Genomic DNA, 24,776 nt, shown 5'->3' on the forward strand with positions numbered 1-24,776 from the left:
CCGAAGGGTCGCCACACGGCCGTAGATCTTCGCTCGTCCCCCGGCCGCACGGCCGAAGTTCCTCGCTCGTCCCGCGGCCGCACGGCCGAAGTGCGGCCGCAGAACTCTGTCGCAGACCCCCTCGCAGAACTCAGGAGAGGCACAGCATGCCGTCACCAGCCGGGCAGTCCACCACCGCGTCCGTCGACCGGCGCGGTTTCCTCAAGACCTCCCTCGGCACCTCGGCCGGCCTGCTGGCCGCGCCGGCCTTCGCCACGTGGCTCGGCGCCGCCGACGCGAAGGCCGCCACGGGCCCCGCCGCGTTCGTCGACGACTACCAGTCGAACGTCATGACGAACCAGACGCCCGAGACCAACGCGGTCGTCCGGATCCTGGGCGGCATGTCCGAGGTGTGGAAGACCGGCGGCGCCTGGAACACCGGCCGCGTCCTGGACCGCGAGGTGCTGCGCGCCAACATGCGCTACTGCGCCCGCATCACGCAGGCCCGCACCGAGGCGCAGGCCAAGGAGGCCTTCCTCTACGACCGCCGGCACCAGAGCTACGCCATGATCGGCGGCCTGGGCCCGCTCGCCGGCCTGTACACGTCGGGCGCCAAGGCGGTCACGTCGATCACCACCGCCCCGGACGGCACGCCCCCCGGGAAGATCAACGACACCCTGCCCGCCGACGCCCCAGCCGGATCCGCACTCGGCGCGGGCTCCTACGACTCGGACCTCGGCAAGGTGGCCAAGCTGGTCGACACCGTGCGCGGGCCGTACGCCTCGGGCAACCCGGCCAAGTTCGCCTTCCAGTACCCGCGTCCGTGGCGGATGAACGAGGACAGCGAGGTCGTCGACACCGGGAAGAAGGACGCCCTCGGCTACCCGGTGTACGACTCGGACGTGGTCGTGGCCCCGCAGTTGCTGCGCCAGCGCTCCGAGGCCCCTCAGGAGGACGGCGGGTTCCCGAGCGGCCACACCAACGCCTTCCATCTGGCCGGTCTGGCCTACGCGTACGCGGTGCCCGAGCGTTTCCAGGAGCTGGTGACGCGGGCGTTCGAGCTCAGCCACACCCGGATCATGTCGGGCATGCACTCCACCGTCGACGTCATCGGCGGCCGGATCATGGCGACCGCCCTGACCGCGGCGACACTGGCCGACCCGGCGAACGCGGAACTCAAGGCGGCGGCACGCGCCCAGGCCCTCGCCTACTTCACCGAGAAGACCGGCACGACGCCGGACACGCTGTACGCCTACGCCCACTCGGACGCCGACGACGCCTACGCCGACCGCCAGGCCAACGCCCGTGCGGTCGTGCACCGGTTGACGTACGTCCTGCCCCGCCGCGGGCGCGAGGACCCGCTCACCGTGCCGAAGGGCGCGGAGGTCCTGCTGGAGACACGGCTGCCGTACCTGAACGCGGCCCAGCGCCGCGAGGTGCTGCGCACGACCGGACTGCCCTCCGGGTACGTCCTGCTGGACGCCTTCGAGCAGTGGGGCCGGCTGAACCTGTTCGCGGCGGCGGACGGGTACGGCGCCTTCGACACCGACGTCACGGTGACGCTGGACGCGGCGGCCGGTGGCTTCCACGCCGCGGACAGCTGGCGCAACGACATCGAGGGCGACGGCGGGCTGACCAAGCGCGGCACGGGCACGCTCACGCTGACCGGCCACAACCGGTACCACGGCGGGACCGTCGTCGAGGACGGCACGCTGGTCGCCGCGTCCCCGAGCGCCCTGGGGCAGGGCGACGTCCGGGTCACGGGCGGCACCCTGCGCGCGGACATGGCCCTGCGGGTGCGCGGCTCGTACGTCCAGGAGGGCGAGTCGACGCTGGAGCTGGAGCTGCGCAAGAACCAGGGCCCGGCGCTCACGGTGAGCCGGCGCGTGCTGCTCGACCGGGGCAGCGTGCTGTCGCTGCGGCTCGACGCCGAGCGGCCGCCGCTCGCGGGCACCACCGTCCCGGTCCTGTCGGCTCCGGCGCTGCGCGGCCGGTTCGACCGTGTCGAGCTGGACTCGACGACCCTGCGGGCCGTGCCCGTGCACACCGCTGACGGTCTGTCGGTGCGACTCGTGAAGCGGTGACGCCCGAGCGGCGGGGGGGCTGGTGCAGAGTGGGTCCATGAGGGACCTCTGGACCGCTCCCGCCGTCCCCCGGCCGCTGTCGCTCCCCCCGCCGTCGCCGGCGGGGGCCACCCGGTGGTCCGGCAGACGGTGGCCGCTGCCGCTCCTGGTGTCCGTGCTGCTCGCGGCGATGGCCTTCGCCATGGTCAGCACCGCCGTGCGGCAGACCCCGACGATCGACGAACCGGTGTACGTGGGCGCCGCCGCCGAGTACACGCACCAGCACCGGCTGCGCCACAACCCCGAGCACCCGCCGCTCGGCAAGCTCCTCATCGGCACCGGGGTGGCCCTCGTGGACCCGCGTGTCGACCCCGCCTTCACCGGGGACCAGGGCGCGGTGGGGCGGCACTTGCTCTACGGGACGGGCAACGACCCCTGGCGGCTGATGCTGTGGGCCCGCCTCCCCGTGATCGCGCTGACGCTGCTGTTCGGGCTGGTCGTCTTCGCCTTCGCCCGTGAACTGGTCGGGACGGCCGGGGCGTTGGCCGCGCTCGCCCTGTACTGCTTCTCCCCCGACGTCATCGCGCACGGCTCGCTCGCCACGCTCGACGTGCCGGCCGCCGGGTTCGTGCTGACGTCGGCGTGGCTGCTGTGGCGGGCGCGCCGGAGGCCCCGGCTGTACGTGCCGCTCGCGGGGGTGGCGCTGGGGGCGGCCCTGGCCACCAAGATGAGCATGCTTCCGGCCGTACCGGTGCTCATGGCTCTGGCCGCCGGGTCGGTGTGGCACGCGTCCGAAGGAGGCCGGCGCCTCGTGCGTGCGGCCGTCGGGGCGGGCTTGGTGGCTCTGGCGGCGATCGCGGTCGTGTGGACCGCGTATCTGATGGTCGATCCGAGGCTGCGCTGGGCTCCGGAGCAGCATGTTCCCGTGGTGCACGGGCTGCGCGGGCTGCTGGTCCGGCTCCTGCCGTTCCCGGAGGCGTACCGGGACGGAATGCGGGTCCAGTTCGGGCTGGAGAACCGGCCGTGGCAGGGCTTTCTGTTCGGCCGGCTGTACTCGGGCCCGCTCTGGTACTACCTGCCGTCCGCGCTGCTGGTGAAGACGCCGCTCGGGATGCTCGCGCTGTGGGCCGCCGGGGCGGTCGTCGTGGTGGCGGTGCGCCGCCTGCGGCCGGCCGCGCCCTACGTGCTGGCTCCGCCGCTGGTGCTGCTGGCGGCGGTCATGCAGGGGGCACGGGACTTCGGCACGCGGTACGCCGTCTTCCTGCCGCTGTTCCTCGCGGTGGCGGCGGGGTGCGTTCTCGTGGTGCGCCGGCAGTGGGTCTCGGTCGGCGTGGGCGTGCTGGTGGCGTTCGTCGCCGTCAGTTCGCTGCGTACGTACCCCTATTACCTGCCGTACGCCAACGAGGCGTTCGGCGGGCCGGGCAGGACGCGGGAGTTCCTGCACGACTCGAACGTGGACTGGGGGCAGGATCTGGGGCGCCTCGCGGAGCGGCTGCGCGAGCGGTACCGCGGTGAGCGGGTGTGGCTGGTGTACAAGGGCAGCGGGGTGCCGTCCTTCTACGGCATCCGGGCCGGTGATCCTCGTAGGGTGCCGGCCGGTGACGTGCGGGGGGTGCTGGTGGTGTCGGACTCCGCGGCCGCGAAAGCGACCGGGCGGCTGGCCGAGTTGATCGGCGGCAGCCGCCCGGTCGACGATGTCGGGCACTCGATCACGATCTATCGCCGTTGAACGGGGCCATGTGTCGTGTGCGGGTCAATGAGTCGCGTGGAAGAAGCCGTCCGTGCTCACGTGCTGCATGACGCGACTGGCCACGCGATAGCGGCCGTTGGGCACGTCCGGGCACCTCGCGACGTGTACCGCGAGCGGGCCCGCGAACTCGTAGCCCCTGCGTTCCGCGTGGCGGGACAGGCTGTCGGTGAGGGCCTGGCCCACGCTGGTGCCGTGGCGCGTCAGCTGGTCGTGCACCTCGTCGGCGAGTTCCACGTCGTAGGCGTTGGGGACCATGATCCGGCCCGCCCGGCACACCACGGCGTTGTCGTCGCACTCGTGCCGCAGGGCGTCGAGGACCTCGACCGGCTCCTTGTCGAGGACCCGTGCCCACAGGGCCTCCCATCGGTTCTCCAGTGTCTCCTCCAGCGCACTCAGTGCGCCCATGCGGTCTCACCTGCCGGAAGCGTCGTCGGTTCGGGTTGCGGTGGCCTGGAGCGTGCTAATGCTCGTCGTAGTCGTCGGGTCGCACCTCGGCCTCCTCCAGGGCCTCGCGCATGGTGCGGCCGGTCGCGCCCGGCGGCCGAGGCTGGTTCTCGTCCTGGTGTTCCAGGACCTCGTCCGTGGTCTGCGTCTTCGGCCGGTTCTCCTCGGGGACGGTCATGAGATGGCTCCTCGTCCGTCGTGTCGGGATGTGCTGGCGCGGCGGGTTCCCGCCCGGCGTCCGGGTATCCCTCTGCCGGGCACCTCATGTGCTGTGCGCAGAAGCCCTGGTCACCACTGGGCGTGAGCTATGTTGAACGTCCCTGGGAGACGAAGGAGGCGAACCGGTGCCATCGCCGCAGCAGGCACGCGCACAGGCATCCGCGATCACCTCGGGGAAAGCCGCCCCCGAAGCGGAGCTCTCCCCGTCCGCCCAGCTCAGGGCGCTCTTCGACCGGCCCCGGCTGTCCCCGGGCCAGCGGCGTATCGCCCAGTACCTGATCGAGAACATCACCGAGGCGGCGTTCCTGTCCATCACGGATCTCGCGGACCGGGTCGGCGTGAGCCAGCCCTCGGTGACGCGGTTCGCCTCTGCGGTCGGCTTCAGCGGTTACCCGGCGCTGCGGGAGAAGCTCCAGTCGATCGCGCTCGGCACCCTCGCGGGCGGCGGCCCTGACGAGGAGAACCGGGGCAACGAGCTCCAGGCGGCGGTCGACGCCGAGATCGAGAACCTGGAGAATCTGCGGCGGGACTTCGCCGACCCGAACCTGGTGATCGACATCGGCCGCAAACTGTCGTCCTCGACCCCGCTGACGGTCCTCGGCCTGCGCATCTCCGTCTCCCTGGCCGAGTACTTCGCCTACGCCGCCCGCCGGATCCACCCGGACGTACGGCTCGTCACACGGGGCGGCAGCGTCGCCTACGACGCGCTGCTCCAGTCGCGGGAGGCGGGCGGCACCTGGGTGCTGGCGTTCTCCATGCCCCGGCACGCCCAGGAGACCCTGACGGCCGTCCGGGTCGCGCGGGGCGCCGGGCTCAAGGTCGCCCTGATCACCGACCTGGCGCTCGGGCCGCTCGCGGACGAGGCCGACGTCGCCTTCGCCATCGGGACCGGGTCACGCCTGGTCTTCGACTCCTACGCCGCCCCGGGCGTGATGTGCTCGGCGCTGCTCCAGGCCATGACGGACGCGGACCCGGAACGGACCCAGGCCCGGCTCGAGGAGTACGAGCAGGTCGCCGACCAGCACCACTTCTTCCTCCGGGACTGAGCGGCAGTCCACAACAAAGCGCGCATGAATGTTTTCATGCCGCTTGAAAACCGGATGGCATATATAAATACTGCACACGGATCGCGACCCGGCCCTTCCGGATCCGTTCCGCACCCGAGGGGCCGGCTCCTACCCGCTTCGGCGTCCCGGGTGTCCGTGGCGGCCCCGGTCATCCCCTAGGCCGGGGCCGCCCCGACCCGTCGTCCACCCTCACGACGCCGCACACCCGGAAGCGATGATCATGCCCCTGACGTCCACGCGCATCAGCCCGGACTGGCCCTGCCAGGTCAAGACCCCCGGGAGCTACGACTGGGAGCGCTCGGCGGCCAAGTGGCTGCGCGAGCTGGTGCCCGCGCGCTACGCCGGCTACCCCGTGTTCGTCCGCCACCCCGTCCTGCTCGCCCGGCATGCCCACATCCAGGTCCAGCAGGAGCTCAGGGTGGCCCGCACCGCCCTCCAGACCGCCCGCGCCGACCTGCCGGGACTCGGTCTGCACGAGGGCGTCATCGAGCACACGATCAAGCTGTACGCGGCGGAGGTCATGCAGTTGCAGCACATCGCGCGCAGCGTGCGGGCGGTCACCCAGGCGCTGGTGGAGGCACACCGCTGACCCTCTCGGCATGCCCCGCCTCAGGCGTGGCACCCGTGAGCGGATGAGCACCACCGAAATCCGGCGCGGTGAGCCGGTGACCACGGTTCTGACCTGGCAGGTACGTCCCGGCCGGGAGCGGCAGTTCGAGGAGTGGACGCGCGGCATCACCCGCTGTGCCAGACAGTTCCCGGGCAACGAGGGCGTCTCCTGGCTCACGCCCGAGGACGGCCACCGCTACCACGCGGTGCTGCGCTGGTCCGACCAACACCGCCTCGCCGCCTGGCTGGAGTCCGAGGAGCGCGCGCACTGGCACCGGCGGATCGAGGACATCGCCACCGAGGTCAGCAGCGAACGCCAGTCGACGACCGGGATGGAGACCTGGTTCAGCCTGCCCGGCACCACCGTGCAGTCCCCGCCCCGGTGGAAGATGGTCCTCACGACGTTCCTCGGCGCGTACCCCTTCACTCTGCTCGTCCAGTGGCTGGTCACGCCCCACACCACCGGCTGGCCGCTGCCGCTGCGGGCCGCCGTGTTCCCGCTGGTACTGCTGCCGGTGCTGACCTATCTGGTGATGCCGAGGCTCAGCCGGCTGCTGCGGCTGTGGCTGTATCCGCGCGACGGCGACTGAGGGCCCCGAGGCTGCTGTGACCCAAGTGGCCTCCGGGAATCGGGAGCTGCCCGTGCGCACAAGGCAGTCTTCGAACGGGCCCGGGTATGCGATGCTCAACGCGTGACGAGCGAGCCCGTGACACCGGCGGAGCCCGGTGCCGCACCGGACCTGGTCGAACTGGCCAAGATCGTCGCCCGGCAGCGTGCCGAACTGGACCGGCTGCGCGACCAGGCGGCGACGTCGGCTGTCGTCGAACGGGCCAAGGGCGCCGTGATGGCGCTGACCGGGTGTTCCGCCGACGCGGCGGACGAGCAGTTGCTCCAGCGGGCCAAGGCGGCGCGTCACACCCTGCTGGAGGAGTGCTGGATCACCCTCGGGTCCCTGGCGCCCACGGCACCCGGCCCCGGCGAGGCGACCGAGCCGCTCGGCGCCGACACTCCCGGCTCCGGCACCGCCGCCCTGATGGAGACGGCCGCTCCGGACGACGTCTCCGCCGCCCTGGCCCGCCTCGGGCAGGCCCTCGTCCGGGTGATGACACCGTCCGACCTCGCCCGGTGTCTACTGGAGCACCTCGCGCCCGACATGGCGGCCGACGCCGTCATGATCTACACCCGAAGGACCGACGGCGGACTCGAACTGATCGGGCACGCCGGCGTCGACGACCGGCTGGCCGCGCAGTGGAGCCAGGTGCCGCCGCTGAGCGGAATCCCGGCGCTGGACGCGCTGCGGGCGGGCGAACCGTGCTGGCTGGAGGACATAGCCTCGCACGAGCGGCGGGACCTGCTGATCGGGGACCCGCCCGAGCGGTGGCGTTCGCGCGCCTGGCTGCCCGTGCTCACGGCGGGCTCGGCGCGGGTCTGCATCGGTGTGCTGCGCGCCCACGCCGGATCGTTCACACCCCGCGACCGCGCGCATCTGCGGGGCGTCACCGGGCTGTGCGCCGGCCGGCTGCGCGCCTTCGACGCACCGCCCGAGCGGGCCGGCGACGCCGCCACGGACGCGGTGCAGACACTGTTCGACGCGCTGCCGCTCGCGGCGATGCTGCTCAGCCCCCTGCGGGCCGCGTCCGGCGAGACCGAGGACTTCCGGGTTGAGGCGGCGACCGCGCGGGCGGGTGACCTGCTGGGCCGCCCCGGGGAGGAACTGGCCGGCCGGCGGCTGCTGGAGTTCCGGCCCGCGCTGACGGAGGAGCCGCTGTGGCAGGGCTGCCTGCACACCCTGGCCACCGGTGAGCCGTACGAGAGCGAACCGTTCGCGCACGAGGAGGTCGTGGCGGGCATCGCGGCGCTGTCCACGTACTCGGCGCGGGTGGCGCGGCTGGACGACGCGCTGGTCGTCAGCTGGATCCGGCACGGCTCCTCCGACCGGCAGGAGCAGCGGCTGGCGGATCTCCAGCGGCTGGGCAACCTCGGCTGGGCGAACTGGAACCTGGCCACGCAGGAGGCCTCCTGGTCGACCCAGGTGTTCGCCATCTTCGGCCGGGACCCCGCACAGGGGCCCGTGCGGCTCGCCGGGATGCCGGAACTCGCACTGCCCGAGGACGCGCCCGCGCTGACCCGCGCCGTACGCGACCTCGTCCGGCGGGGACGGGCGTTCGACCTGCCGTTCCGCGTCAGGACGAGCGGCGGCATCCGGCATCTGCGGCTCGTGGCCGAGGCCGTGACCGACATGCACGGCACGCCCGTCGAGGTGCACGGTGTCGTCCAGGACATGACGGCCCGGCGGCGGGCGGAGCTGGCCCTGGTCGAGAGCGAGCAGGCGATCCTCACACAGCACGACGTGCTCCAGGCCGAGCGGACCCTGGCGTCCCGGCTCCAGCACGCGCTGCTGCCGCTGGCCAACCGGCCCGTCCACCTGGCGGGACTGCGCGTCGAGGTCGCGTATCTGCCCGCCCAGTCGGGTGTGCACGTCGGCGGTGACTGGTTCAGCGCCGTGGAACTGCCCGACCGGGACGCGCTGCTGGTGGTCGGCGACGTCGCCGGGCACGGCGTCGACGCCGTCGCCACGATGGCCCAGCTCCGCTTCACGGCCAAGGGCATGGTCATCACGGGCTCCTCGCTGACCGGCGCGCTCACCCGGCTGAACACGCTGCTGCTGCACTCCCGCGATTCCCACGCGACGGCCACCATGGTGCTGGCCCGGTACGACCCCGGGCAGCGCCGTCTGGTCTGGGCCCAGGCCGGGCATCCCCCGCCCCTGCTGCTGCGGGACGGCGAGGCACGCTATCTGGGTCGCCCCAAGGGCATGCTGCTCGGAGCGACCACGGCTCCGGTCTTCGAGGAGGCGGAGTGCCGTCTCGAACCGGGTGACCGGCTCATCCTGTTCACCGACGGTCTGGTCGAGCACCCTCCGGAGAGCATCGACCGGGGTATGGAGCGTCTCGCCGAGGCCGTGGCGGCCTCGCACGCGGACGGGCCTGCGGCGCTGGGGCCGTTGCTCGCCCGGATGCTGCCGGACGAGCGGCGGGACGACGTGTGTGTCGTGGACGTCCGGGTTCCGAGCGTTCTGGAGGCTGAGCTGGGTTCGAGAGACGGGACCCGGCTCAGTCGACCGGGTGACCGGGCTTGATGGTGTAGGCGCCGGAGAGGCGCAGCAGCGGCCCGTCGTACGTCTCGTCGCCGCCCCACTCGACCGGGTCGAGGACAAAGCCGATGTGGTCGCCGCCGCCCGCGCGCGTCACGATCCGGCCGACGAACCAGGCCGGCGCGTCCGCCAGCACGACGGCCCCGCCGTACGCCTCGCGCAGCCGGATGCCTTCGAACTTGTCCGTCCGGTCGCCGGTCCGGCCGCCGAACCGCTCCGCGAGGCCGTGCTGTTCACGGGCGAGCAGGTGCACCGCGAGCACCTCGGAGTCCCGGGCCACCCGGAAGGTGTGGTTCACCTCGGACAGCCATACGACGAACCGCACGGGATGGATCGAGCACTGCGAGGCGAATCCGACCAGGCACCCCGCCCGTTCACCGCCAGCGACGGCCGTGACGACGCACATGTCGGGGTCCAGCCGCCCGATGAACGCATCCATGCCCGCCATGCCCACACCTCTCCTTCACCCGCGCGGCCGCTCCCCTCGGTTTCCCTCACCTCACCATGCCGGAGGTGCGGTTGCCATCCCGGGTGATCCCGGGTGCCCTCCCGAGGGGCGGTGATGCCGCGCCGAGTACTGCGGGCGGGGGCGGTCAGCCGGTGCCCTGTGCCGTGCGGGATTCCAGGGCGAGGCGGGTGTCGTTGCCGTAGACGCCGGTTTCGTCGCCGCGGATGCCGTACCAGAGCTGGAAGCGGGCGACCGCCGCGGTCAGTGTGGGGTCGTAGCGACCGTCGGTGGAGCCGTCCCGGTAGACGTCCGGGATGCGCAGGAGGCGTTCCTGGAGCTCGGTCACCTCCGGGCCGGCGGCTCCCTCCCGGAGGGTGCCCGGGCCGTCGGGGTCGGCGGCGGGCGGGGCGGGTGTGGGGGGCTGGGTCGGAGCAGGGGCGGAGGCGGACGCCGTGGGGCGGGGCGCGGGAGCCGCCTTGTCGTCGGTGTTCTCGCCGGGGAGCAGGAGGGCGGCACCGCCGAAGCCGAGCACCGCCGCGGCGGCGACGGCCACCGCGACGGCTGCCCGGCGCAGTCCGGATCCTGGCCCGGCTCGGCCGTCGCCGCGCTCGCGGGTCAGGGGCGGGAGTTCCTGCGTCAGATCCTCGGAGCCGGCCGGCCGCCGGGGCAGGACGACGGACTCGTAGCCGCCGGGCGCGTGACGGCGAGGCTCGTGGCCGTCGGAGTCCTTGAAGCTGTTGCTGCCGGGCTCGTCGCCGTCCCGTGCCGAGGCGATCTCCTCGCGGTACTCCCGCATCAGTTCCGCGAGGGCGTCGGTGCGGCGAGGCCGCAGGACACGGATGGGTTCGAGGGCCGGGCCGTCGTGCGGTTGCCGGGGCTCGGACGGTGTCGACACGCTGCTCTCCTTCCGTCCGGGCTCGGGGGCGCCCGTCTTCGGGGATCGTCCTGCCGCCGCGTGCGCGGCTGCCGCTAGATACGCGGCTGCCGCCCCTCGGGTTCAGAGGGAACTCGGTTCCTCCCCGGGAGTGCACTGAGTGCCATGCGTACCCTTCCGGGTGCTACGTTCCCGCTCATGAGCTCCGAGAAAGCCGACGCCGGCACCGGAAAGCCGCCGATGCGGGACGCCCTGGTGGCGGCAGCCTTCCAGTTGTTCCTCGAACGGGGTTACGAGCAGACCACCATCGACGACATCGTGGCGCTGGCCGGGGTCGGACGGCGCTCCTTCTTCCGCTACTTCCCCTCCAAGGAGGACGTGGTCTTCCCGGACCACGAGCGGTGCCTGGCCGACATGACGGCCTTCCTGGCGGCGGGCACCGGCGACGAGGAACCCGTGCGGCGGGTCTGCGACGCGGCTCGGCTCGTGCTGCGGATGTACGCCGAGAACCCGACGTTCTCGGTACAGCGCTACCGCCTCACCAAGAAGGTCCCGGGGCTGCGCGCCTACGAGCTGTCGGTGGTGTGGCGTTACGAGCGCGCCCTCGCCGAGTATCTGCGCCGGCGTTTCGCGGCCCGCCGGGACGGGACCCTCCAGGCCGATGTGATCGCGGCGGCGGTGGTCGCGGCGCACAACAACGCGCTGCGCTCCTGGCTGCGTTCGGACGGCCAGGGCGAGGCGAGCGCCACCGTGGACCACGCGCTGGCGTACGTGCAGTCCGCGTTCGGCGGCACGCCGGTGCCCCCGGCCGGGGAGCAGCCCGAGGACGTGGTGGTCGTCGTCTCGCGGCGCGACGCGCCGTTGTGGCGGGTCGTGCAGGAGATCGAGTCGACGCTGGGGCGCGGCTGAGCGTCCGCATATTGAGGGAACGGAGTGCCTTTACGAGTGGCACTGAGTGCCATACTCTGTGCTGCGTGCGCGGTGGCACGGCGAACCGGGCACACGTGTGCGCGGGTGAGCACGCACACGGGATTCCGGCCGAGTGCAGGGAGTTGACCAGCGTGTACCACCACTCAGGAACCGTCACTCAGCAGGCAGCCGGCTCCCCGACGGGTCTGCTCGACCCCAAGGGCCCGGACACCGAGGCCATCCTCTTCCAGCGCTGCACTTGGTGCGGCACCGCCATGTACCACCGGGTGCTGTGTCCGGTCTGCCGCGGCAGCGAACTGCGGACGGAGCGCAGCGAGGGCGTGGGCACCGTCCGCCACTCCACGGTGATGCACCGCAACACCCCCGCGGCGCGCAATGTGTCCCTGATCGAGATGTCCGAGGGGTTCATCGTGCGGGGCCGGGTGATGGGCCCGCCGATCGGCATCCACAGCGGGGACCGTGTGCGGCTGTCCACGGCCAAGGACCCGGTACGGGGCGAGCCGGTCTTCCAGCTGCTGGACGAGCCGTACCGGGCCTGGCGCTGACGGGCGGTCCGGTCACCGGATCCCGGGGAGCAGTTCACCGGTGCGCACGGGTCGTCCCGTCTCGAAGCTGCGGTTGGCCGCGAGACCGACCGCCAGGGCGAGCGCCCCGTCGCGTTCGGTGGCCGTCGGGTGGGTCGCCGCCGCCGTGTCCGCCGGACGGCTGGGATCGGCGGAGCCGAACAGCGCGTCGAGCATGCGCGGGTCGCCGCCGCCGTGGGCCTCGTGGGCGACCGCGAGCGGCACGTCCGCCGGGGGCTGCCACAGCGGGCGCAGGGTGAGGCGGGCGCCGCCCGCGTGCTCCGCCGCCGTGTCCCCGTGCAGGGCACCCGCGGCCGAGGTGACCCGGGTCAGCGGCGGCTGCCAGCGGCTCTCCTCGACCTCCAGTTCCAGCCGGCCCGCGCTGCCGTTGAACATCACCCGGTAGCCCTCCCACGGGGAGTAGGCCGTCAGGTGGTACGTCATCGTCGCGCCGCGCGCGTAACGCACGAGGACGGACATGTCGTCCTCGATGGTGATCGGCCCGTCGAAGACGTTCCGGTCGCGCAGATAGCCGTCGTCGCGTTCGGCGTCCAGGTAGAGGGCGCGCAGGGTGTCGTTGGCCGCGAGGTCCAGGGCGAAGGGGTCGTCGGCGGCCCGGTCGGCGCCGTGGGCGCGGTCGTACTCCCGGCGCAGTCCGTGCCGCTCCCCCGCCTCGCGGCCGTAGAAGCCGAGCCGCCCGTAGCCGAAGACCTCCCGGGGCTCGTCGCCGAGCCACCAGTTCACCAGGTCGAAGTGGTGCGAGGACTTGTGCACCATCAGGCCGCCGCTGTGGTGCTTCTCGCGGTGCCAGCGGCGGAAGTAGTCGGCGCCGTGCCGTACGTCGAGCAGCCACTCGAAGTGCACCGAGAGCACCTCGCCGATCGCGCCGTCGGCGAGCAGGGCGCGGACCTTCTCGTGCACGGGGTTGAAGCGGTAGTTGAAGGCGACGGTGAGGGAGTTGCCGGTCTCGCGGACGGTGTCGAGGATGCGGGCGCAGCGCTCGGCGTCGACGGTCAACGGTTTCTCGGTGACGACGCGGCAGCCCGCCTTCAGGGCCGGGACGATGTAGCGGTCGTGCTCGGCGTCGACGGTGGTGACGACGACCTCGTCGATGTCCTGCTCGGCGAGCAGGTCGGTGAAGCGGTCGGGCTCCCACACGGTGGCCGCCGGAGCGCCGGCCTCGGTCAGCAGCCGGTTGTGGAAGGCCATCCGGGTCGGGCTGGGGTCGCACAACGCGGCCACGAGGTGGCCGGGGCGTTCGGCGAGGCCCCGGGTGAACAGCTGGGCCCGGTGGCCCGTGCCGACGACGGCTGCGCGCAGGACGGGATTTCGGCTCATGACAGGTGATCTGTCCCGGGGAGGGGCCGTCCACTCTCCCGCGCGGAAAGCGCTTCCCGGAAGTGCGTGCCGGGGCGGCTGTCAGCGCGACAGGGCGCGGGTGCCGAAGCCGGGGGCAGCGCGTCAGGGCGCGTGTGGCGAAGCCGGGTTCCCGTACGGCATCGCCTCGTACGGCGTCACCGCGGACGGGCCGGGCGGGCCGGGCGGGAATCCCGCGTGCCGAAGCCGGGCCAGCGCGTGACGGCGCGCGCCGAAGCCGAGGCCAGCGCGTGACGGCGCGCGCCGAAGCCGAGGCCAGCGCGTGACGGCGCGCGCCGAAGCCGAGGCCAGCGCGTGACGGCGCGCGCCGAAGCCGAGGCCAGCGCGTGACGGCGCGTGCCGAAGCCGAGCTCAGGGCGTCAGCGTGAGGCGGATGCCCACCGTGCCGTCGAGGCCTCGGCGCAGCCGGCTGCCGAGCAGGCTGAGCCGGCCGACCAGGCCGTACTTGCGGGCGATCAGCTGCCGGTAACGGGCGGTGGTGGCGGCGTCGCAGATCTCGGCCGTCGCGGGCACCTGCTCGCCCGTGGGGTTGCCGCGCAGGTCGCAGGGGCCGACCAGGACGTCGGCGCGGTTGCGGATCCGCTTCACCTTCCAGGAGTCGGCCGGCGTCCAGGCGCCGAGCGCGTTCCCGTCGCGCACCACCCAGACGGGGGTGGCGACCGGCGTACCGTTCCTGCGGTAGCTGGTGATCAGCAGGTACTTGCCCTCGCCCAGTTCGGCCGGCGCACTGTCGTCCATGCCGGGCAGTGTACGAGCGCCTCCCGCGCGGCGTGCCTCCCCCCGGGTTTCAGTGGAGCGCGGCGGCCATTCTCCGTACCGCCTCCCCGATCACCTCGGGCGAGGTCGCCAGGTTGAAGCGGGCGTGTCCGGCGCCGCCGGTGCCGAAGGGGAGGCCGGAGTTGAGGGCCACCCGGCCGCGGTGCAGCAAGGCGTCCGCCGGGTCGTCGCCGAGGCCGAGCGCACGGCAGTCGAGCCAGGCGAGGTAGGTGGCGTCGCCCGGGCGGTAGCGGATCGCGGGCAGGTGCTCGGCCAGCAGGTCCGCGAGCAGCCGCCGGTTTGCGTCGAGGCCGGACAGGAGGGCGTCCAGCCAGGTGACGCCGTCGCGCAGGGCGGCGGTGTGGGCGATGACGCCGATGTGGCTCGGGCCGTGCCCGACCTCCTCGGGCATCCGGGCCAGGTCGGCGCCGGCCCCGGGCCCGGCGATCGCGAGGGCGGCCTTGAGCCCGGCCAGGTTCCACGCCTTCGAGGCCGACATGAGCGACAGTCCCCGCTCGGCGCCGGGCACGCTGAGGTACGGCACGAAGCCGGTGCCGCCGACCACGAGCGGCGCGTGGATCTCGTCGGCGACGACGCGGACGCCGTACCGCTCGGCGAGCGCGGCGACGGCGGACAGTTCCTCGGCGGTGTGCACGGTGCCGGTCGGGTTGTGGGGGCTGCACAGCAGGTAGGCGGCCCGTGCTCCGCCCGCGACCGCCTGCCGGAAGGTCTCCTCCAGGACGTCGAGGTCGAGGCGCCCGTCCGCCCCGAGCGGGGCCTGAACCACGCGCCGGTCCATGTGCTCGACGAACTGGTAGAACGGCGGGTACACCGGCGGGTTCACGACCACCGCGTCCCCGTACCCGGTGACCAGCTCGAGCATCTCGACGACGCCCAGCATGACGTCGGGCACTATCGCGGTGCGCTCCACGGCGAGCCCGTCCCAGTTCCACCGCTTCCCGGCGAAGGCGGCCAGCGCCTCCGCATACGCCGTGCCGGCGGGGTAGCCGGTGTCGCCGAGGCGGAGCGCGTCCGTGACGGCGCGTACGACGGGCTCGGCGAGCGGCACGTCCATCTCCGCCACCCAGACCGGCAGCACGTCCTCGGGATAGGTGCGCCACTTCATGCTCGTACGGCGGCGGAGATGGTCGAGAGTCAGGGCCTGCAGCGGATTCGGTTCACCGGACGTCTCGTGCGGGATCCTGGTCATGGGCACACGATAGGGGGCTGTGCAGTGAGCGGGAATCGTGAGGACGGGGAGCGGGGAGGGGCCGAAGGCCCGTTCCTGGAGATCGCCTGCGACGAGTCCGGGTCGGACGGCGAGAACCTCACCGGCGGGAACACCGACGTGTTCGCGCACGCCGGCATGTCGCTGTCCGTGGTGACGGCAGCGGCGGCCGTGCGGGAGATCCGGGACCGGATCCGCTCGCCGGCCGAGGAGTACAAGGCGAACCATCTGCTGCGGGAGAAGCACCGCGCGGTGCTGGAGTGGCTGCTCGCGCCGGACGGGCCGATCCACGGGCGGGCGCGGGTGCATCTCATGGAGAAGACCTTCTTCGTGGTCGACCGCGCCGTCGGCCTGCTGCTGGGCGACCCGGGCGCGGCCGTCACCCTGTTCCGCGGCGGCCGCCGGACCTTCGGGGAGGACGGCTGGCGGGCGTTCCTGGAGGCGGCCAACCAGCTGCTGCGGGTGCGCAACAACGGGGAGCCGGGCGCCCCCGTGGAGGTCTTCTACGACACGGTCGACACTCTGCGGCGCACCCGTCCGGACACGGATGTGACGGAGGTCCTCGAACGGCTGGCCGCGACCCGGGCCCGCGCGGTGTCCTACCGGGCGGCGTTCCTGGCCGGGCCGCCCCTGATCCCGGTGCTCAACCCGCTGCTGCCGGCGATCGTCCGGACGGCGGCGCTGTGGAGCGGTGACGGGCATCCGGTCGGTCTGGTGCACGACCGGCAGAACATGCTGACCCCGGACCGCATCGCCTGGATCGAGGAGACGGCCCGGCAGGCGGGGGTCGGCCTGGCGGGGTTGCGGCTGGTCGTCGCGCGCGAGGACGCGCGCGTGCAGGTGGCGGACTTCCTCGCGGGGATCGCCCGCAAGATCGCCTCCGACGAGCTGAACGGACGCGGGGACCCCGCGCTCACCGCCCTGCTGCGGCCCTACGTCGATCCGGCCTCGGTGTGGGGCGACGCGCGCAGCCGGGCCCTGCTCATCGCTCCGGCGGACCACGGTCCGGCCGTTCCCGCCGCCGGCCGGCGGTGAAGAGATCACGCGTGCGGTGAACACGGCACGGCTGCGCCCCGTATGGGAAGAGGGCACTCAACTCAAGGAGTGCCCCGCGGTGTTCACATCGTGATGTTCGGGTTCGGGAGCCATGCATGAGGCACGCACGACGACGGGTCGTCCGGCGAGTGACACGGCTGGCGGCCGTCGGCGGACTCCTTCTCGGAGGAACGATGGTCACGCGCGCCGTGGCGAGCGAGCCCCCTGACCCATCGATCGGCGTCCCGTACTCCGCGCGGCCGGCCACGAGCATGGGCACCGACCTGGTATCCCGGCTCGGCACCTCCCGTACGGCGGGCAGCTGGGTCGACTCCGCGGGCCGGCCGGTCGTCGCGGTCACGGACGAGAAGGCGGCCGACGAGGTCGAGCGCGCCGGTGCGCGGGCGAAGATGGTGCGCCACAGCATGAGCGACCTCAAGTCGGCCACCGCGACGCTGCGTTCGGCGCCTCGGGTGCCCGGTACCGCCTGGGCCCTGGACTACAAGAGCAACGAGGTGGTGGTCCGGGGCGACAGCACCGTCTCCGCCTCCGACTGGTCGCGGCTGACCGACGTCGCGGAGGGCATCGGCGGCTTCGTGCGCATGGAGCGCACCGAGGGCACGTTCACGACGCGGGTCAACGGCGCGCAGCCCATCCTGTCGACGGCCGGGCGCTGTTCGGCGGGCTTCAACGTGACCGACGGGACGACCGACTACATCCTCACGGCCGGGCACTGCGGGCCCGACGGTTCCGTCTGGTTCGCGGACGACCGGGGCCGGCAGCAGGTCGGCTCGTCGCTCAAGGGGAGCTTCCCCGGTGACGACTACTCCCTGGTGAAGTACGACAGCGGCCGTGCGGGCGAGGGTGCGGACGTCGTGGCGGTCGGTGGCGGCAAAGGTGTGCGGATCACGGGCGTGGCCGATGCGGAGGTCGGGCAGAAGATCTTCCGCAGCGGCAGCACCAGCGGGCTGCGCGAGGGGGAGGTGACCGCGCTGAACGCGACGGTCAACTACCCCGAGGGCACGGTCACCGGTCTCATCGAGACGAACGTGTGCGCCGAACCCGGCGACAGTGGCGGCCCGATGTTCGCCGACGGCATCGCGCTCGGGGTGACGTCGGGCGGCAGCGGGGACTGCACGGCGGGCGGTACGACGTTCTTCCAGCCGGTGACGAAGGCGCTGACCGAGCTGGGCGTCAAGCTGATCGTGGCCAAGCAGGCCGGCGGCACCGGCGCCTCCCCCGCACCGGCGGCCTCGCAGGGCGCCGCCTCGCCCGGCTCGTCGGCGCCGGTCACGGGCGAGGATGTGTCGGGCCTGCTGACCCGCCTCACCGACCCGCGCAACGTCGGCCCCGGCCTGCTGGTCATCGCGGGCAGTCTCGTCGCCCTGGTGGCGACCCGGTGGATCCGCGCGGAGCAGGACCGCAAGGCGTATCGGCAGTACTACTCGGCTACTTGGGGATGACGTCGGTACGTCGGGGTGAGGACGCCTCATGACCGTACTGCTCGGCGCCACCGAGCTCCAGCGGGTGGTCACACCCGAGGACATGCTCCCAGCGCTGCGCCAGGGCTTTGTCGCGGCCCTCGGCACGCGGACGTCCCCGCAGCGCGTGCGCCAGAGCCTGCCGACATCCGCCGGGAGCATCGCCGTCCTGCTGCCGGGGCTGCTGCCCGGCATCCCCGCCTACACGGTCAAGGTGAACGCCAAGTTCCCGGGCTCCGACCCGGCGATCTCCGGCATCGTCTGTCTCCACGACCTGAGGACCGGGGAGTTGGTCGCGCTGCTGGACTCCGCCTTCGTGACCGCGTGGCGGACCGGGCTGTCGGCGGCATTGGCCACCGACCTGCTCAGCCCGGCGGGAGCACGCGCTGTGGGGATCATCGGCGCCGGAGCCCAGGCGGAGATGACGCTGCGCGGGCTGACCCGGCTGCGCACGGTCGAGCGGCTCGTCATCCACGACGCCGACGGCGGACGGGCTCACCGGATGGCCGAGTCCTGGCAACGGGCCGGACTCGCATGCCAGGTGGTGGGCAGTGCGCGGGAGGTCGCCCGCACCTGTGACAGCGTCGTCACCGCGACCTGGTCCCGCCTCCCGCTGCTGCACCTTCCGGACATCCGGCCGGGCGCGCACATCACCTCACTGGGAGCGGACGAGCCGGGCAAGGCGGAACTGGATGCCGGGTTGCTGCGGCATGCGCGCGTGATCGTGGACGATCTCGACCTGGCCATGACGTCCGGGGCGCTGGGCAGTGCGGGGCTGGGCCGGGAGGATGCCGCGGCCGTGCTGGGCCGGGTCGTCGACGGGACCGTCCCGGCGCGCGCCCATGCCGGGCAGGTGACGGTCTACACCCCGGTCGGTCTGCCCTGGCAGGATCTCGCACTCTCCTGGGCCGCGTATGAGGCGGCGCTGCGGGACGGGGTCGGGGTCGGCTTCCGGTTCCATTCGCGGCCGGAGGACGAGGGTGACGCGTGAGCGCGCCGACGCCGGGGGCGGCTCTGCCTCACCCCAGTGTGAGCAGCACCGTCGCCACGCCCGCTCCCAGCAGCCCCAGCGCCTGGCGCCGGCTGATCCGCTCGTGCAGGAGGGCGAGGCCGAGGATGACCGGCAGGGCCGGGTAGAGGGACGCGAGGACGACGGCGATGGCGAGCAACTGGCGCTGCGCGGCGAGCAGATACAGCACGAGGCCGAGGGCCGCGCCGGCCCCGATGGAGAGGGCCTGGAGGCAGCGGCCGGGCGGCAGCCTCAGCCGGCGGGCGTGGCGTGCGGCGTCCGGCAGGAGGACGAGGACCGCGGCGACACGGCCCGCGGCGACGGGCCACAGTCCGCTCGCGGCGGCCGCCTGCCCGAGGGCGAGGTACTGCACGGCCACGCCGGCGCTGGCGAGCAGTCCGTCCGCCGTCCCTTTGCCCGCGCCGCCCCTGCCTCCGGAGACGAACCACAGCGCGGGCACCGTGACGGCGATGCCCAGCCAGGCCAGGGCCCCCGGGCGGTCGCCGAGGACGAGCACCCCGCACAGCACCGACAGCGCGACGCCGGTGACGGCGCTCACGGGCACCACGACGCTCATCGCGCCGCTGCTCAGCCCGCGGTTGAGGAACCGCATGGCGACGCCGCTGCCGACGCCGGACAGCGCGCCCCACAGCAGGTCGGCGGTGTGGACGGTGTCGGCGGGGATGAGGAGCGCGGCGGCCCAGGCGAGCAGCAGTCCGCCGAGCTGGCCGAGGAAGGTGACGGCGGCGTGATGGATGTGCCGGGACAGCAGACCGCCGGCGAAGTCGACGATGCCGTAGACGACGGCCGAGGAAAGTGCGAGAAGGGCACCCATTGGATCAGGGGTGCCCCGGGACGAGGGTCCGATGCGTCAGCGGACCTGGCTGACGCTCAGGCCGCGGGCGCGGACTGCGGGGCCGCGGCGGCCCACTCCAGGACGAGCCGCTGGTATTCCTCGCGCTGCTCGACGCTCAGTGTCCCGCCCGACCGGCGCCACAGGGCCCGGATCTCCTCGTTGACCTCGTCAGCCGTTCGCTGGGAAGAGGATTCAACAGTGGTGGACATGCTGTGAAGCATACGTCGCCGCAGGTGAAGACGATGTGAGTAATCGTGAGGTAAACGGTCATTCCGGACAGTGTCGCTGATCACGTCCATCTCCCAGTAAACGTGAGCCTGTTCACACTTCGGCCGATCCCAGCACCAGCACCTTGATGGCCAGAACGGCCGCACCGCGCGCCCAGTCGTGAAAATCGGACACCTTCGTCTCCAGTTCGACCGGGGTGGCCAGGGGATGCCGGTTGTCGCGGACGGTGTCCTCGACCGTCTTGCCGGCCACGTCCATCAGCCCGACCCCCTCCCCCGCGAGCAGGATCTTCTGCGGCATCACGAAGTTGGAGATCTGCGCGACGAGCGTGCCCAGCGCCCGGGCGGCCTCGTCGACGACCCGGGCGGGCATCGGGTCCCCGGCGGCGGCCGCCGCGAGGATCTCCTCGTAGGTCCGGTCGCGGCCGGTGGCGGCCTGGACCTGATAGCGGATGTTGGGGATGGTCAGCAGCGAGACGGCACTGCCGCGCCGGCCGTCCGGGGTGAGCGGTCCGTTGGGGTCGACGATCCAGTGCCGGCCGAAGCCGCGGTCCTCCTCGGCGTAGGCGACCCGCTTGCCGCCCAGGACCAGCCCGTAGCCGATGCCGGCGCCGATGGTGAGGACGACGAAGCGGTCCAGGCCGCGTCCGGCACCGAACCAGGTCTCGGACTCGACCAGGGCGGCGACGTCGTTCTCCACGACGACGGGCAGCCCGGTGCGCTCCTCGACGAGGTCGGCCAGGGGCACGTCCCGCCACAGCAGGAACGGGGACTCCCCGACCACGGCACGGTCCTGGACGAAACCGCCGACCCCGATGCCGATCCCGGCGAGCCGGGGATGGTCGCGGACCAGCTCGGCGGTCATCTCCCCGAGCACATCGGCGACTTCGGCCGGGTCATGAGTGGTGAGCGGACGGTCGTGGCGGGCGACGATGTCGCTTCTGAGCGTGGTGACGACGCCGTAGACCATGTCCTCGGTGATCTTGAAGCCCAGGAAGGACCAGGAGTCGGCGACGACGTCCAGCGGTGTCGACGGGCGGCCCTGGCGCGCCTCCGCCGGCACGCCCGCCTCCGCCACCTCGACCAGCAGGCCGGACTCGATCAACGGCTTGGTCAGCCGGGTGAGGCTGCCGGCCGACAGTCCCAGCCTGCGGGCGAGTTCGGTGCGCGACAGCGGGCCGTGCACGAGCACCTCGATGGCCACCGAGCGCTCTCCCGGGCTCAGCGGCGGCCAGCTGGCGATGCCTGCGGTCATGTCGGTGCGACTCCCCTCGCCCATTTTCTTTCGCACTGAAACCAACATGACCACTCTAAGGCGATGAAGGTCCCTGCGAAAAGATGTTTGCACCCCTCTTGACGCAGCAATTGTTTCGCGCCAAAAGTAAGTCCCGCCAGAGGACGAGCCGCCGCAGCGAGGGAGTCTCCCGATGACCATCGCCTCCAGCAGCCCTCCGTCGCGTCTGCCCGTGGGCGACGCGGCGAAGGCCCGCAGCAAACCCAGGACACGACGGACCGACGTGGGCGAGAACCGGGGTGACGGACGGCTGGCCGCGCTCTTCATCGCGCCGGCGCTGCTCGGCTTCGTGGTCTTCCTGCTCTGGCCGACGCTCCGGGGCATCTACCTGAGCTTCACCCGCTTCAACCTGCTGACACCGGCTCAGTGGGTGGGCCTGGACAACTACGTCCGGATGGTCCACGACCCCATCTTCTGGAGCTCGTTGAAGGTCACCGTCGAGTACGTCGTCATCAACATCGGGGTGCAGACGGTCGCGGCGCTCGCCATCGCCGTCCTCCTCCAGCGGCTGACCCAGTCGGCGATGCTGCGCGGCATCGTGCTCACGCCGTACCTGATGTCGAACGTCGTCGCCGGTCTGGTCTGGCTCTGGATCCTCGACACCCAGCTCGGCATCGGCAACGAGATCATCAGCGCCGTCGGCGTCGACCGCATCCCGTTCCTCGCCGACGAGACCTGGGCGATCCCGACGATCGCGCTCATCAACGTGTGGCGGCACGTCGGGTACACCGCGCTGCTGCTGTTCGCCGGTCTCCAGGCGATCCCGGGCGACATGTACGAGGCGGCCCGGGTGGACGGCGCGAGCGAGTGGCGGATGTTCTGGCGGATCACCATGCCGCTGCTGCGGCCGGTGCTCGCGGTCGTGCTGATCATGACGGTGATCGGGTCGTTCCAGGTGTTCGACACCGTGGCCGTGACCACCGCGGGCGGTCCGGCGAACGCGACCAACGTGCTCCAGTACTACATCTACGGCTCGGCCTTCGGGCGCTTCCAGTTCGGCTACGCCTCGGCCATGTCCGTCGCCCTGCTGGTCGTGCTGAGCGCGATCACCGTCCTCCAGTACCGGCTCACCCGGGCCGGCCGGACCGACCTCGGCTGACGGAAGGGAGACACCGGTATGGCTGCCGTGACGACAACGACGCCGACGACCCTGCGACCGGTGCGGCGCAGGTTCCCCCTCGGGCGGGCCGCCGCCTGGACCGTGATGGGGCTGATCGTCCTCATCACCCTGCTGCCGTTCTACTGGATCCTGCGCACCGCGCTGTCCACCAACGCGGGGCTCAACGCGGATCCGACCAACCCCCTGCCCGTGGACCTCACCACGAGCGGCTTCGAACGCGCCCTGGGAATGCAGTCGACCGAGGAGGCCGTCAAACAGGGCGGTGCCGGCGGCGGGCTCGACTTCTGGCGCTATCTGCTCAACTCGGTGCTGGTCTCGACCCTGATCACCGGCTGTCAGCTCTTCTTCTCCGCGATGGCTGCGTACGCCTTCTCGCGGCTGCGCTGGCGCGGGAGGGACAAGGTGTTCGGCCTGTTCCTGGCCGGGATGATGGTGCCCGCCATCTTCACCCTGCTGCCGAACTTCGTGCTCATCAAGCAACTGCACCTGGTGGACACGCTCCTCGGCATCGCCCTGCCCACCATGTTCATGACGCCGTTCGCGGTGTTCTTCCTGCGGCAGTTCTTCATGAACATCCCGCAGGAGGTCGAGGAGGCCGCGCTGCTCGACGGCGCCGGGAAGATCAAGATCTTCTTCCGGGTGGTGCTGCCGATGGCGTCCACGCCGATCGTCACGCTGGGCGTGCTGACGTACATCACCTCCTGGAACGACTACTTCTGGCCGCTGATGGTCTCCTACAGCGACAGCTCGCGGGTGCTGACCGTGGCGCTGGCGATCTTCCGGGCGCAGACCCCGGCGACCGGCGTCGACTGGTCCGGGCTCATGGCGGCGACGCTGATCGCCGCGCTGCCGATGCTGGTGCTGTTCGCCTGCTTCGCGCGCCGCATCGTCAGCTCCATCGGCTTCACCGGGATCAAGTAGAGGGACTGTCATGCGAATTCGTTTGCGTACGCTCGTCGCGGCGACCGGAGCGCTGGCGCTGTCCCTGGTCAGCGGATGCGCGCAGCAAGGCGCCGCCGGGTCCTCCGCGCACACGGTCACGTACTGGCTGTGGGACGCCAACCAGCTGCCCGCCTACCAGGCCTGTGCCAAGGGGTTCGAGAAGGAGAACCCGGGACTGAACGTCAAGATCACCCAGTTGGGCTGGAGCGACTACTGGACCAAGCTCACCGCCGGGTTCATCGCCGGCACCCAGCCGGACGTGTTCACGGACCACATCCAGAACTTCGGCCAGTACGCCGACCTGAAGGTCCTCGAACCGCTCGACGACCTCGGCATCCAGAACTCCGACTACCAGCCCGGCCTCGCCGCCAACTGGATCGGGAAGGACGGCCACCGCTACGGCGCCCCCAAGGACTGGGACACGGTCGCGTTGTTCTACAACTCGAAGATGACGAAGGCCGCCGGCCTCACCGCCGAGCAGCTGAACAGCCTGTCCTGGAACCCGAAGGACGGCGGCACCTTCGAGAAGGCCATCGCCCACCTCACGATCGACAGGAACGGCAAGCGGGGCGACGAGCCGGGCTTCGACAAGAACAACGTCAAGGTGTACGGCCTGGCCACGGGCGGGGGGCGGCTTCGGCGACGGCCAGACGCAGTGGAGCAACTTCGCGGCCTCCGCCGGGTGGAGCTACCTGGACAAGCCACGCTGGGGCACGCAGTACCAGTACGACAGCAAGACCTTCCAGTCGGTTGTCCAGTGGTACTTCGGACTGGCGAAGAAGGGCTACATGCCGCCCCTGTCGGACTACAACGTCCAGTCCAACCAGCAGAACACGCAGATCGCGGCGGGCAAGGCGGCCACCGCGTTCGACGGGGCCTGGATGATCTCCACGTACGCGGGCTTCAAGGGCCGGGACATCAAGACCGCCCTGACGCCCATCGGCCCGACCGGCAAGCGCGCCACGATGATGAACGGCCTCGCCGACTCCGTCACCAAGGCCTCCAAGAACAAGGCGGGCGCCAAGAAGTGGGTGGCGTATCTGGCCTCGGACGCATGCCAGAAGGTCGTCGGCCGGTACGGCGTCGTCTTCCCCGCGACGAAGGCCGGGACCGAAGCCGCCGTCGCCGCGTACCGGAAGAAGGGCATCGACGTCTCGTCGTTCACCAAGCCCGTGGCCGACAAGAAGGACTTCCGGACCTTCTCGTACCCGATCGCCAGCTACTCGGCGGACATGACGGCGCTCATGTCGCCCGCGATGGAGGACATCTACGGCAACGGAAAGCCGGTCAGCAGCCTCGACGAGACCAACGAACAGATCAACCTCATCCTCTCGCAGTGATCCCCGACCA

General features: G+C 72.0%; 23 protein-coding genes and 1 pseudogene. 14 read left to right on the plus strand and 10 right to left on the minus strand.

Annotated features, from left to right (window positions below; all coding sequences use genetic code 11):
- Nucleotides 1-146: 146 nt before the first annotated feature.
- Both QF034_RS02180 and QF034_RS02185 read left to right on the plus strand, forming a co-directional pair.
- Nucleotides 147-2,063 carry a phosphatase PAP2 family protein gene (locus QF034_RS02180; RefSeq protein WP_307173273.1) on the plus strand — a complete coding sequence of 639 codons (1,917 nt, stop codon included), beginning with the start codon at nt 147-149 and terminating at the stop codon, nt 2,061-2,063.
- Between the two features lie 169 nt (nt 2,064-2,232).
- Entirely contained in the window at nt 2,233-3,771 is a 1,539-nt protein-coding gene (locus QF034_RS02185; protein ID WP_307179778.1) for an ArnT family glycosyltransferase, read from the plus strand.
- Nucleotides 3,772-3,795: 24 nt separating this feature from the next.
- On the opposite strand, the gene QF034_RS02190 is transcribed toward QF034_RS02185, so the two are convergent.
- Nucleotides 3,796-4,197, minus strand: coding sequence for a DUF3662 domain-containing protein (locus QF034_RS02190; RefSeq protein ID WP_307173274.1), 402 nt, complete (start codon nt 4,195-4,197; stop codon nt 3,796-3,798).
- A 55-nt stretch (nt 4,198-4,252) separates the two neighbouring features.
- Complete coding sequence (locus QF034_RS02195) at nt 4,253-4,414, minus strand: hypothetical protein (RefSeq protein WP_307173275.1); 162 nt, start codon at nt 4,412-4,414, stop codon at nt 4,253-4,255.
- Nucleotides 4,415-4,580: 166 nt separating this feature from the next.
- On the opposite strand from QF034_RS02195, the gene QF034_RS02200 reads away from it, so the two are divergent.
- The 4 genes from QF034_RS02200 to QF034_RS02215 all read left to right on the plus strand — a co-directional run bounded on the left by QF034_RS02200 (nt 4,581) and on the right by QF034_RS02215 (nt 9,271).
- A complete protein-coding gene (locus tag QF034_RS02200) occupies nt 4,581-5,501 on the plus strand; it encodes a MurR/RpiR family transcriptional regulator (RefSeq protein ID WP_307173276.1) in 921 nt (306 codons plus the stop codon).
- Nucleotides 5,502-5,736: 235 nt separating this feature from the next.
- Nucleotides 5,737-6,111, plus strand: coding sequence for a hypothetical protein (locus QF034_RS02205; RefSeq protein WP_307173277.1), 375 nt, complete (start codon nt 5,737-5,739; stop codon nt 6,109-6,111).
- 43 nt (nt 6,112-6,154) lie between these two features.
- Nucleotides 6,155-6,721: an antibiotic biosynthesis monooxygenase gene (locus QF034_RS02210; protein WP_307173278.1), complete on the plus strand. Its 567-nt coding sequence runs from the start codon at nt 6,155-6,157 to the stop codon at nt 6,719-6,721.
- 102 nt (nt 6,722-6,823) lie between these two features.
- Nucleotides 6,824-9,271: a SpoIIE family protein phosphatase gene (locus QF034_RS02215; RefSeq protein WP_307173279.1), complete on the plus strand. Its 2,448-nt coding sequence runs from the start codon at nt 6,824-6,826 to the stop codon at nt 9,269-9,271.
- Here QF034_RS02215 and QF034_RS02220 read toward each other — a convergent pair.
- Both QF034_RS02220 and QF034_RS02225 read right to left on the minus strand, forming a co-directional pair.
- Entirely contained in the window at nt 9,246-9,734 is a 489-nt protein-coding gene (locus QF034_RS02220; protein WP_307173280.1) for a flavin reductase family protein, read from the minus strand. The two genes, QF034_RS02215 and QF034_RS02220, sit on opposite strands and share 26 nt — an antisense overlap.
- Before the next feature lie 145 nt (nt 9,735-9,879).
- Nucleotides 9,880-10,629, minus strand: coding sequence for a peptidoglycan-binding domain-containing protein (locus QF034_RS02225; RefSeq protein WP_307173281.1), 750 nt, complete (start codon nt 10,627-10,629; stop codon nt 9,880-9,882).
- 219 nt (nt 10,630-10,848) lie between these two features.
- Between QF034_RS02225 and QF034_RS02230 the strand changes: the two genes are divergently transcribed.
- Together QF034_RS02230 and QF034_RS02235 are read left to right on the plus strand one after the other, a co-directional pair.
- Nucleotides 10,849-11,517 carry a TetR family transcriptional regulator gene (locus QF034_RS02230; protein ID WP_307179779.1) on the plus strand — a complete coding sequence of 223 codons (669 nt, stop codon included), beginning with the start codon at nt 10,849-10,851 and terminating at the stop codon, nt 11,515-11,517.
- Between the two features lie 152 nt (nt 11,518-11,669).
- Nucleotides 11,670-12,083 (plus strand): Zn-ribbon domain-containing OB-fold protein, encoded by a 414-nt coding sequence (locus QF034_RS02235; RefSeq protein WP_307173282.1) that lies wholly within the window; start codon nt 11,670-11,672, stop codon nt 12,081-12,083.
- A 12-nt stretch (nt 12,084-12,095) separates the two neighbouring features.
- On the opposite strand, the gene QF034_RS02240 is transcribed toward QF034_RS02235, so the two are convergent.
- The 3 genes from QF034_RS02240 to QF034_RS02250 form a co-directional block, all read right to left on the minus strand.
- A complete protein-coding gene (locus QF034_RS02240) occupies nt 12,096-13,439 on the minus strand; it encodes a Gfo/Idh/MocA family protein (protein WP_307173283.1) in 1,344 nt (447 codons plus the stop codon).
- A gap of 390 nt (nt 13,440-13,829) precedes the next feature.
- A complete protein-coding gene (locus tag QF034_RS02245; RefSeq protein ID WP_307173284.1) occupies nt 13,830-14,216 on the minus strand; it encodes a PPOX class F420-dependent oxidoreductase in 387 nt (128 codons plus the stop codon).
- Between the two features lie 49 nt (nt 14,217-14,265).
- Nucleotides 14,266-15,444: a MalY/PatB family protein gene (locus QF034_RS02250; protein ID WP_307173285.1), complete on the minus strand. Its 1,179-nt coding sequence runs from the start codon at nt 15,442-15,444 to the stop codon at nt 14,266-14,268.
- Between the two features lie 24 nt (nt 15,445-15,468).
- On the opposite strand from QF034_RS02250, the gene QF034_RS02255 reads away from it, so the two are divergent.
- From QF034_RS02255 to QF034_RS02265, 3 genes are all read left to right on the plus strand, one after another.
- Entirely contained in the window at nt 15,469-16,497 is a 1,029-nt protein-coding gene (locus QF034_RS02255) for a hypothetical protein (RefSeq protein WP_307173286.1), read from the plus strand.
- Nucleotides 16,498-16,613: 116 nt separating this feature from the next.
- Nucleotides 16,614-17,960, plus strand: a complete 1,347-nt coding sequence (locus tag QF034_RS02260; RefSeq protein ID WP_307173287.1) for a S1 family peptidase — start codon at nt 16,614-16,616, stop codon at nt 17,958-17,960.
- Between the two features lie 28 nt (nt 17,961-17,988).
- Nucleotides 17,989-18,969 (plus strand): ornithine cyclodeaminase family protein, encoded by a 981-nt coding sequence (locus QF034_RS02265; protein ID WP_307173288.1) that lies wholly within the window; start codon nt 17,989-17,991, stop codon nt 18,967-18,969.
- A gap of 28 nt (nt 18,970-18,997) precedes the next feature.
- On the opposite strand, the gene QF034_RS02270 is transcribed toward QF034_RS02265, so the two are convergent.
- From QF034_RS02270 to QF034_RS02280, 3 genes are all read right to left on the minus strand, one after another.
- Nucleotides 18,998-19,822: a DMT family transporter gene (locus QF034_RS02270; RefSeq protein ID WP_307173289.1), complete on the minus strand. Its 825-nt coding sequence runs from the start codon at nt 19,820-19,822 to the stop codon at nt 18,998-19,000.
- A gap of 56 nt (nt 19,823-19,878) precedes the next feature.
- The gene (locus QF034_RS02275; protein WP_037667954.1) at nt 19,879-20,064 is read right to left on the minus strand and encodes a hypothetical protein; all 186 of its coding nucleotides are present in this window, start codon (nt 20,062-20,064) and stop codon (nt 19,879-19,881) included.
- Nucleotides 20,065-20,164: 100 nt separating this feature from the next.
- Nucleotides 20,165-21,325 carry an ROK family transcriptional regulator gene (locus QF034_RS02280; RefSeq protein ID WP_307173290.1) on the minus strand — a complete coding sequence of 387 codons (1,161 nt, stop codon included), beginning with the start codon at nt 21,323-21,325 and terminating at the stop codon, nt 20,165-20,167.
- Nucleotides 21,326-21,497: 172 nt separating this feature from the next.
- Between QF034_RS02280 and QF034_RS02285 the strand changes: the two genes are divergently transcribed.
- From QF034_RS02285 to QF034_RS02295, 3 genes and pseudogenes are all read left to right on the plus strand, one after another.
- Nucleotides 21,498-22,463, plus strand: coding sequence for a carbohydrate ABC transporter permease (locus QF034_RS02285; protein ID WP_307173291.1), 966 nt, complete (start codon nt 21,498-21,500; stop codon nt 22,461-22,463).
- 18 nt (nt 22,464-22,481) lie between these two features.
- On the plus strand, nt 22,482-23,405 hold the full coding sequence (locus QF034_RS02290; RefSeq protein WP_307173292.1) for a carbohydrate ABC transporter permease: 924 nt from the start codon (nt 22,482-22,484) through the stop codon (nt 23,403-23,405).
- 10 nt (nt 23,406-23,415) lie between these two features.
- Nucleotides 23,416-24,766: pseudogene (locus tag QF034_RS02295) on the plus strand (ABC transporter substrate-binding protein).
- Nucleotides 24,767-24,776 lie beyond the last annotated feature (10 nt).

It is taken from the genome of Streptomyces africanus (assembly GCF_030816955.1).
GTDB lineage: Bacteria > Actinomycetota > Actinomycetes > Streptomycetales > Streptomycetaceae > Streptomyces > Streptomyces africanus.

What these genes read in the sequence shown, in the direction of transcription:
- QF034_RS02180 (WP_307173273.1), top strand. Translation starts at nt 147, where the DNA reads ATGCCGTCACCAGCCGGGCAGTCCACCACCGCGTCCGTCGACCGGCGC.
- QF034_RS02185 (WP_307179778.1), top strand. Translation starts at nt 2,233, where the DNA reads ATGGCCTTCGCCATGGTCAGCACCGCCGTGCGGCAGACCCCGACGATC.
- QF034_RS02190 (WP_307173274.1), bottom strand. Translation starts at nt 4,197, where the DNA reads ATGGGCGCACTGAGTGCGCTGGAGGAGACACTGGAGAACCGATGGGAG.
- QF034_RS02195 (WP_307173275.1), bottom strand. Translation starts at nt 4,414, where the DNA reads ATGACCGTCCCCGAGGAGAACCGGCCGAAGACGCAGACCACGGACGAG.
- QF034_RS02205 (WP_307173277.1), top strand. Translation starts at nt 5,737, where the DNA reads ATGATCATGCCCCTGACGTCCACGCGCATCAGCCCGGACTGGCCCTGC.
- QF034_RS02210 (WP_307173278.1), top strand. Translation starts at nt 6,155, where the DNA reads ATGAGCACCACCGAAATCCGGCGCGGTGAGCCGGTGACCACGGTTCTG.
- QF034_RS02220 (WP_307173280.1), bottom strand. Translation starts at nt 9,734, where the DNA reads ATGGCGGGCATGGATGCGTTCATCGGGCGGCTGGACCCCGACATGTGC.
- QF034_RS02230 (WP_307179779.1), top strand. Translation starts at nt 10,849, where the DNA reads ATGCGGGACGCCCTGGTGGCGGCAGCCTTCCAGTTGTTCCTCGAACGG.
- QF034_RS02240 (WP_307173283.1), bottom strand. Translation starts at nt 13,439, where the DNA reads ATGAGCCGAAATCCCGTCCTGCGCGCAGCCGTCGTCGGCACGGGCCAC.
- QF034_RS02245 (WP_307173284.1), bottom strand. Translation starts at nt 14,216, where the DNA reads ATGGACGACAGTGCGCCGGCCGAACTGGGCGAGGGCAAGTACCTGCTG.
- QF034_RS02250 (WP_307173285.1), bottom strand. Translation starts at nt 15,444, where the DNA reads ATGACCAGGATCCCGCACGAGACGTCCGGTGAACCGAATCCGCTGCAG.
- QF034_RS02260 (WP_307173287.1), top strand. Translation starts at nt 16,614, where the DNA reads ATGAGGCACGCACGACGACGGGTCGTCCGGCGAGTGACACGGCTGGCG.
- QF034_RS02265 (WP_307173288.1), top strand. Translation starts at nt 17,989, where the DNA reads ATGACCGTACTGCTCGGCGCCACCGAGCTCCAGCGGGTGGTCACACCC.
- QF034_RS02270 (WP_307173289.1), bottom strand. Translation starts at nt 19,822, where the DNA reads ATGGGTGCCCTTCTCGCACTTTCCTCGGCCGTCGTCTACGGCATCGTC.
- QF034_RS02275 (WP_037667954.1), bottom strand. Translation starts at nt 20,064, where the DNA reads ATGCTTCACAGCATGTCCACCACTGTTGAATCCTCTTCCCAGCGAACG.
- QF034_RS02280 (WP_307173290.1), bottom strand. Translation starts at nt 21,325, where the DNA reads ATGACCGCAGGCATCGCCAGCTGGCCGCCGCTGAGCCCGGGAGAGCGC.
- QF034_RS02285 (WP_307173291.1), top strand. Translation starts at nt 21,498, where the DNA reads ATGACCATCGCCTCCAGCAGCCCTCCGTCGCGTCTGCCCGTGGGCGAC.
- QF034_RS02290 (WP_307173292.1), top strand. Translation starts at nt 22,482, where the DNA reads ATGGCTGCCGTGACGACAACGACGCCGACGACCCTGCGACCGGTGCGG.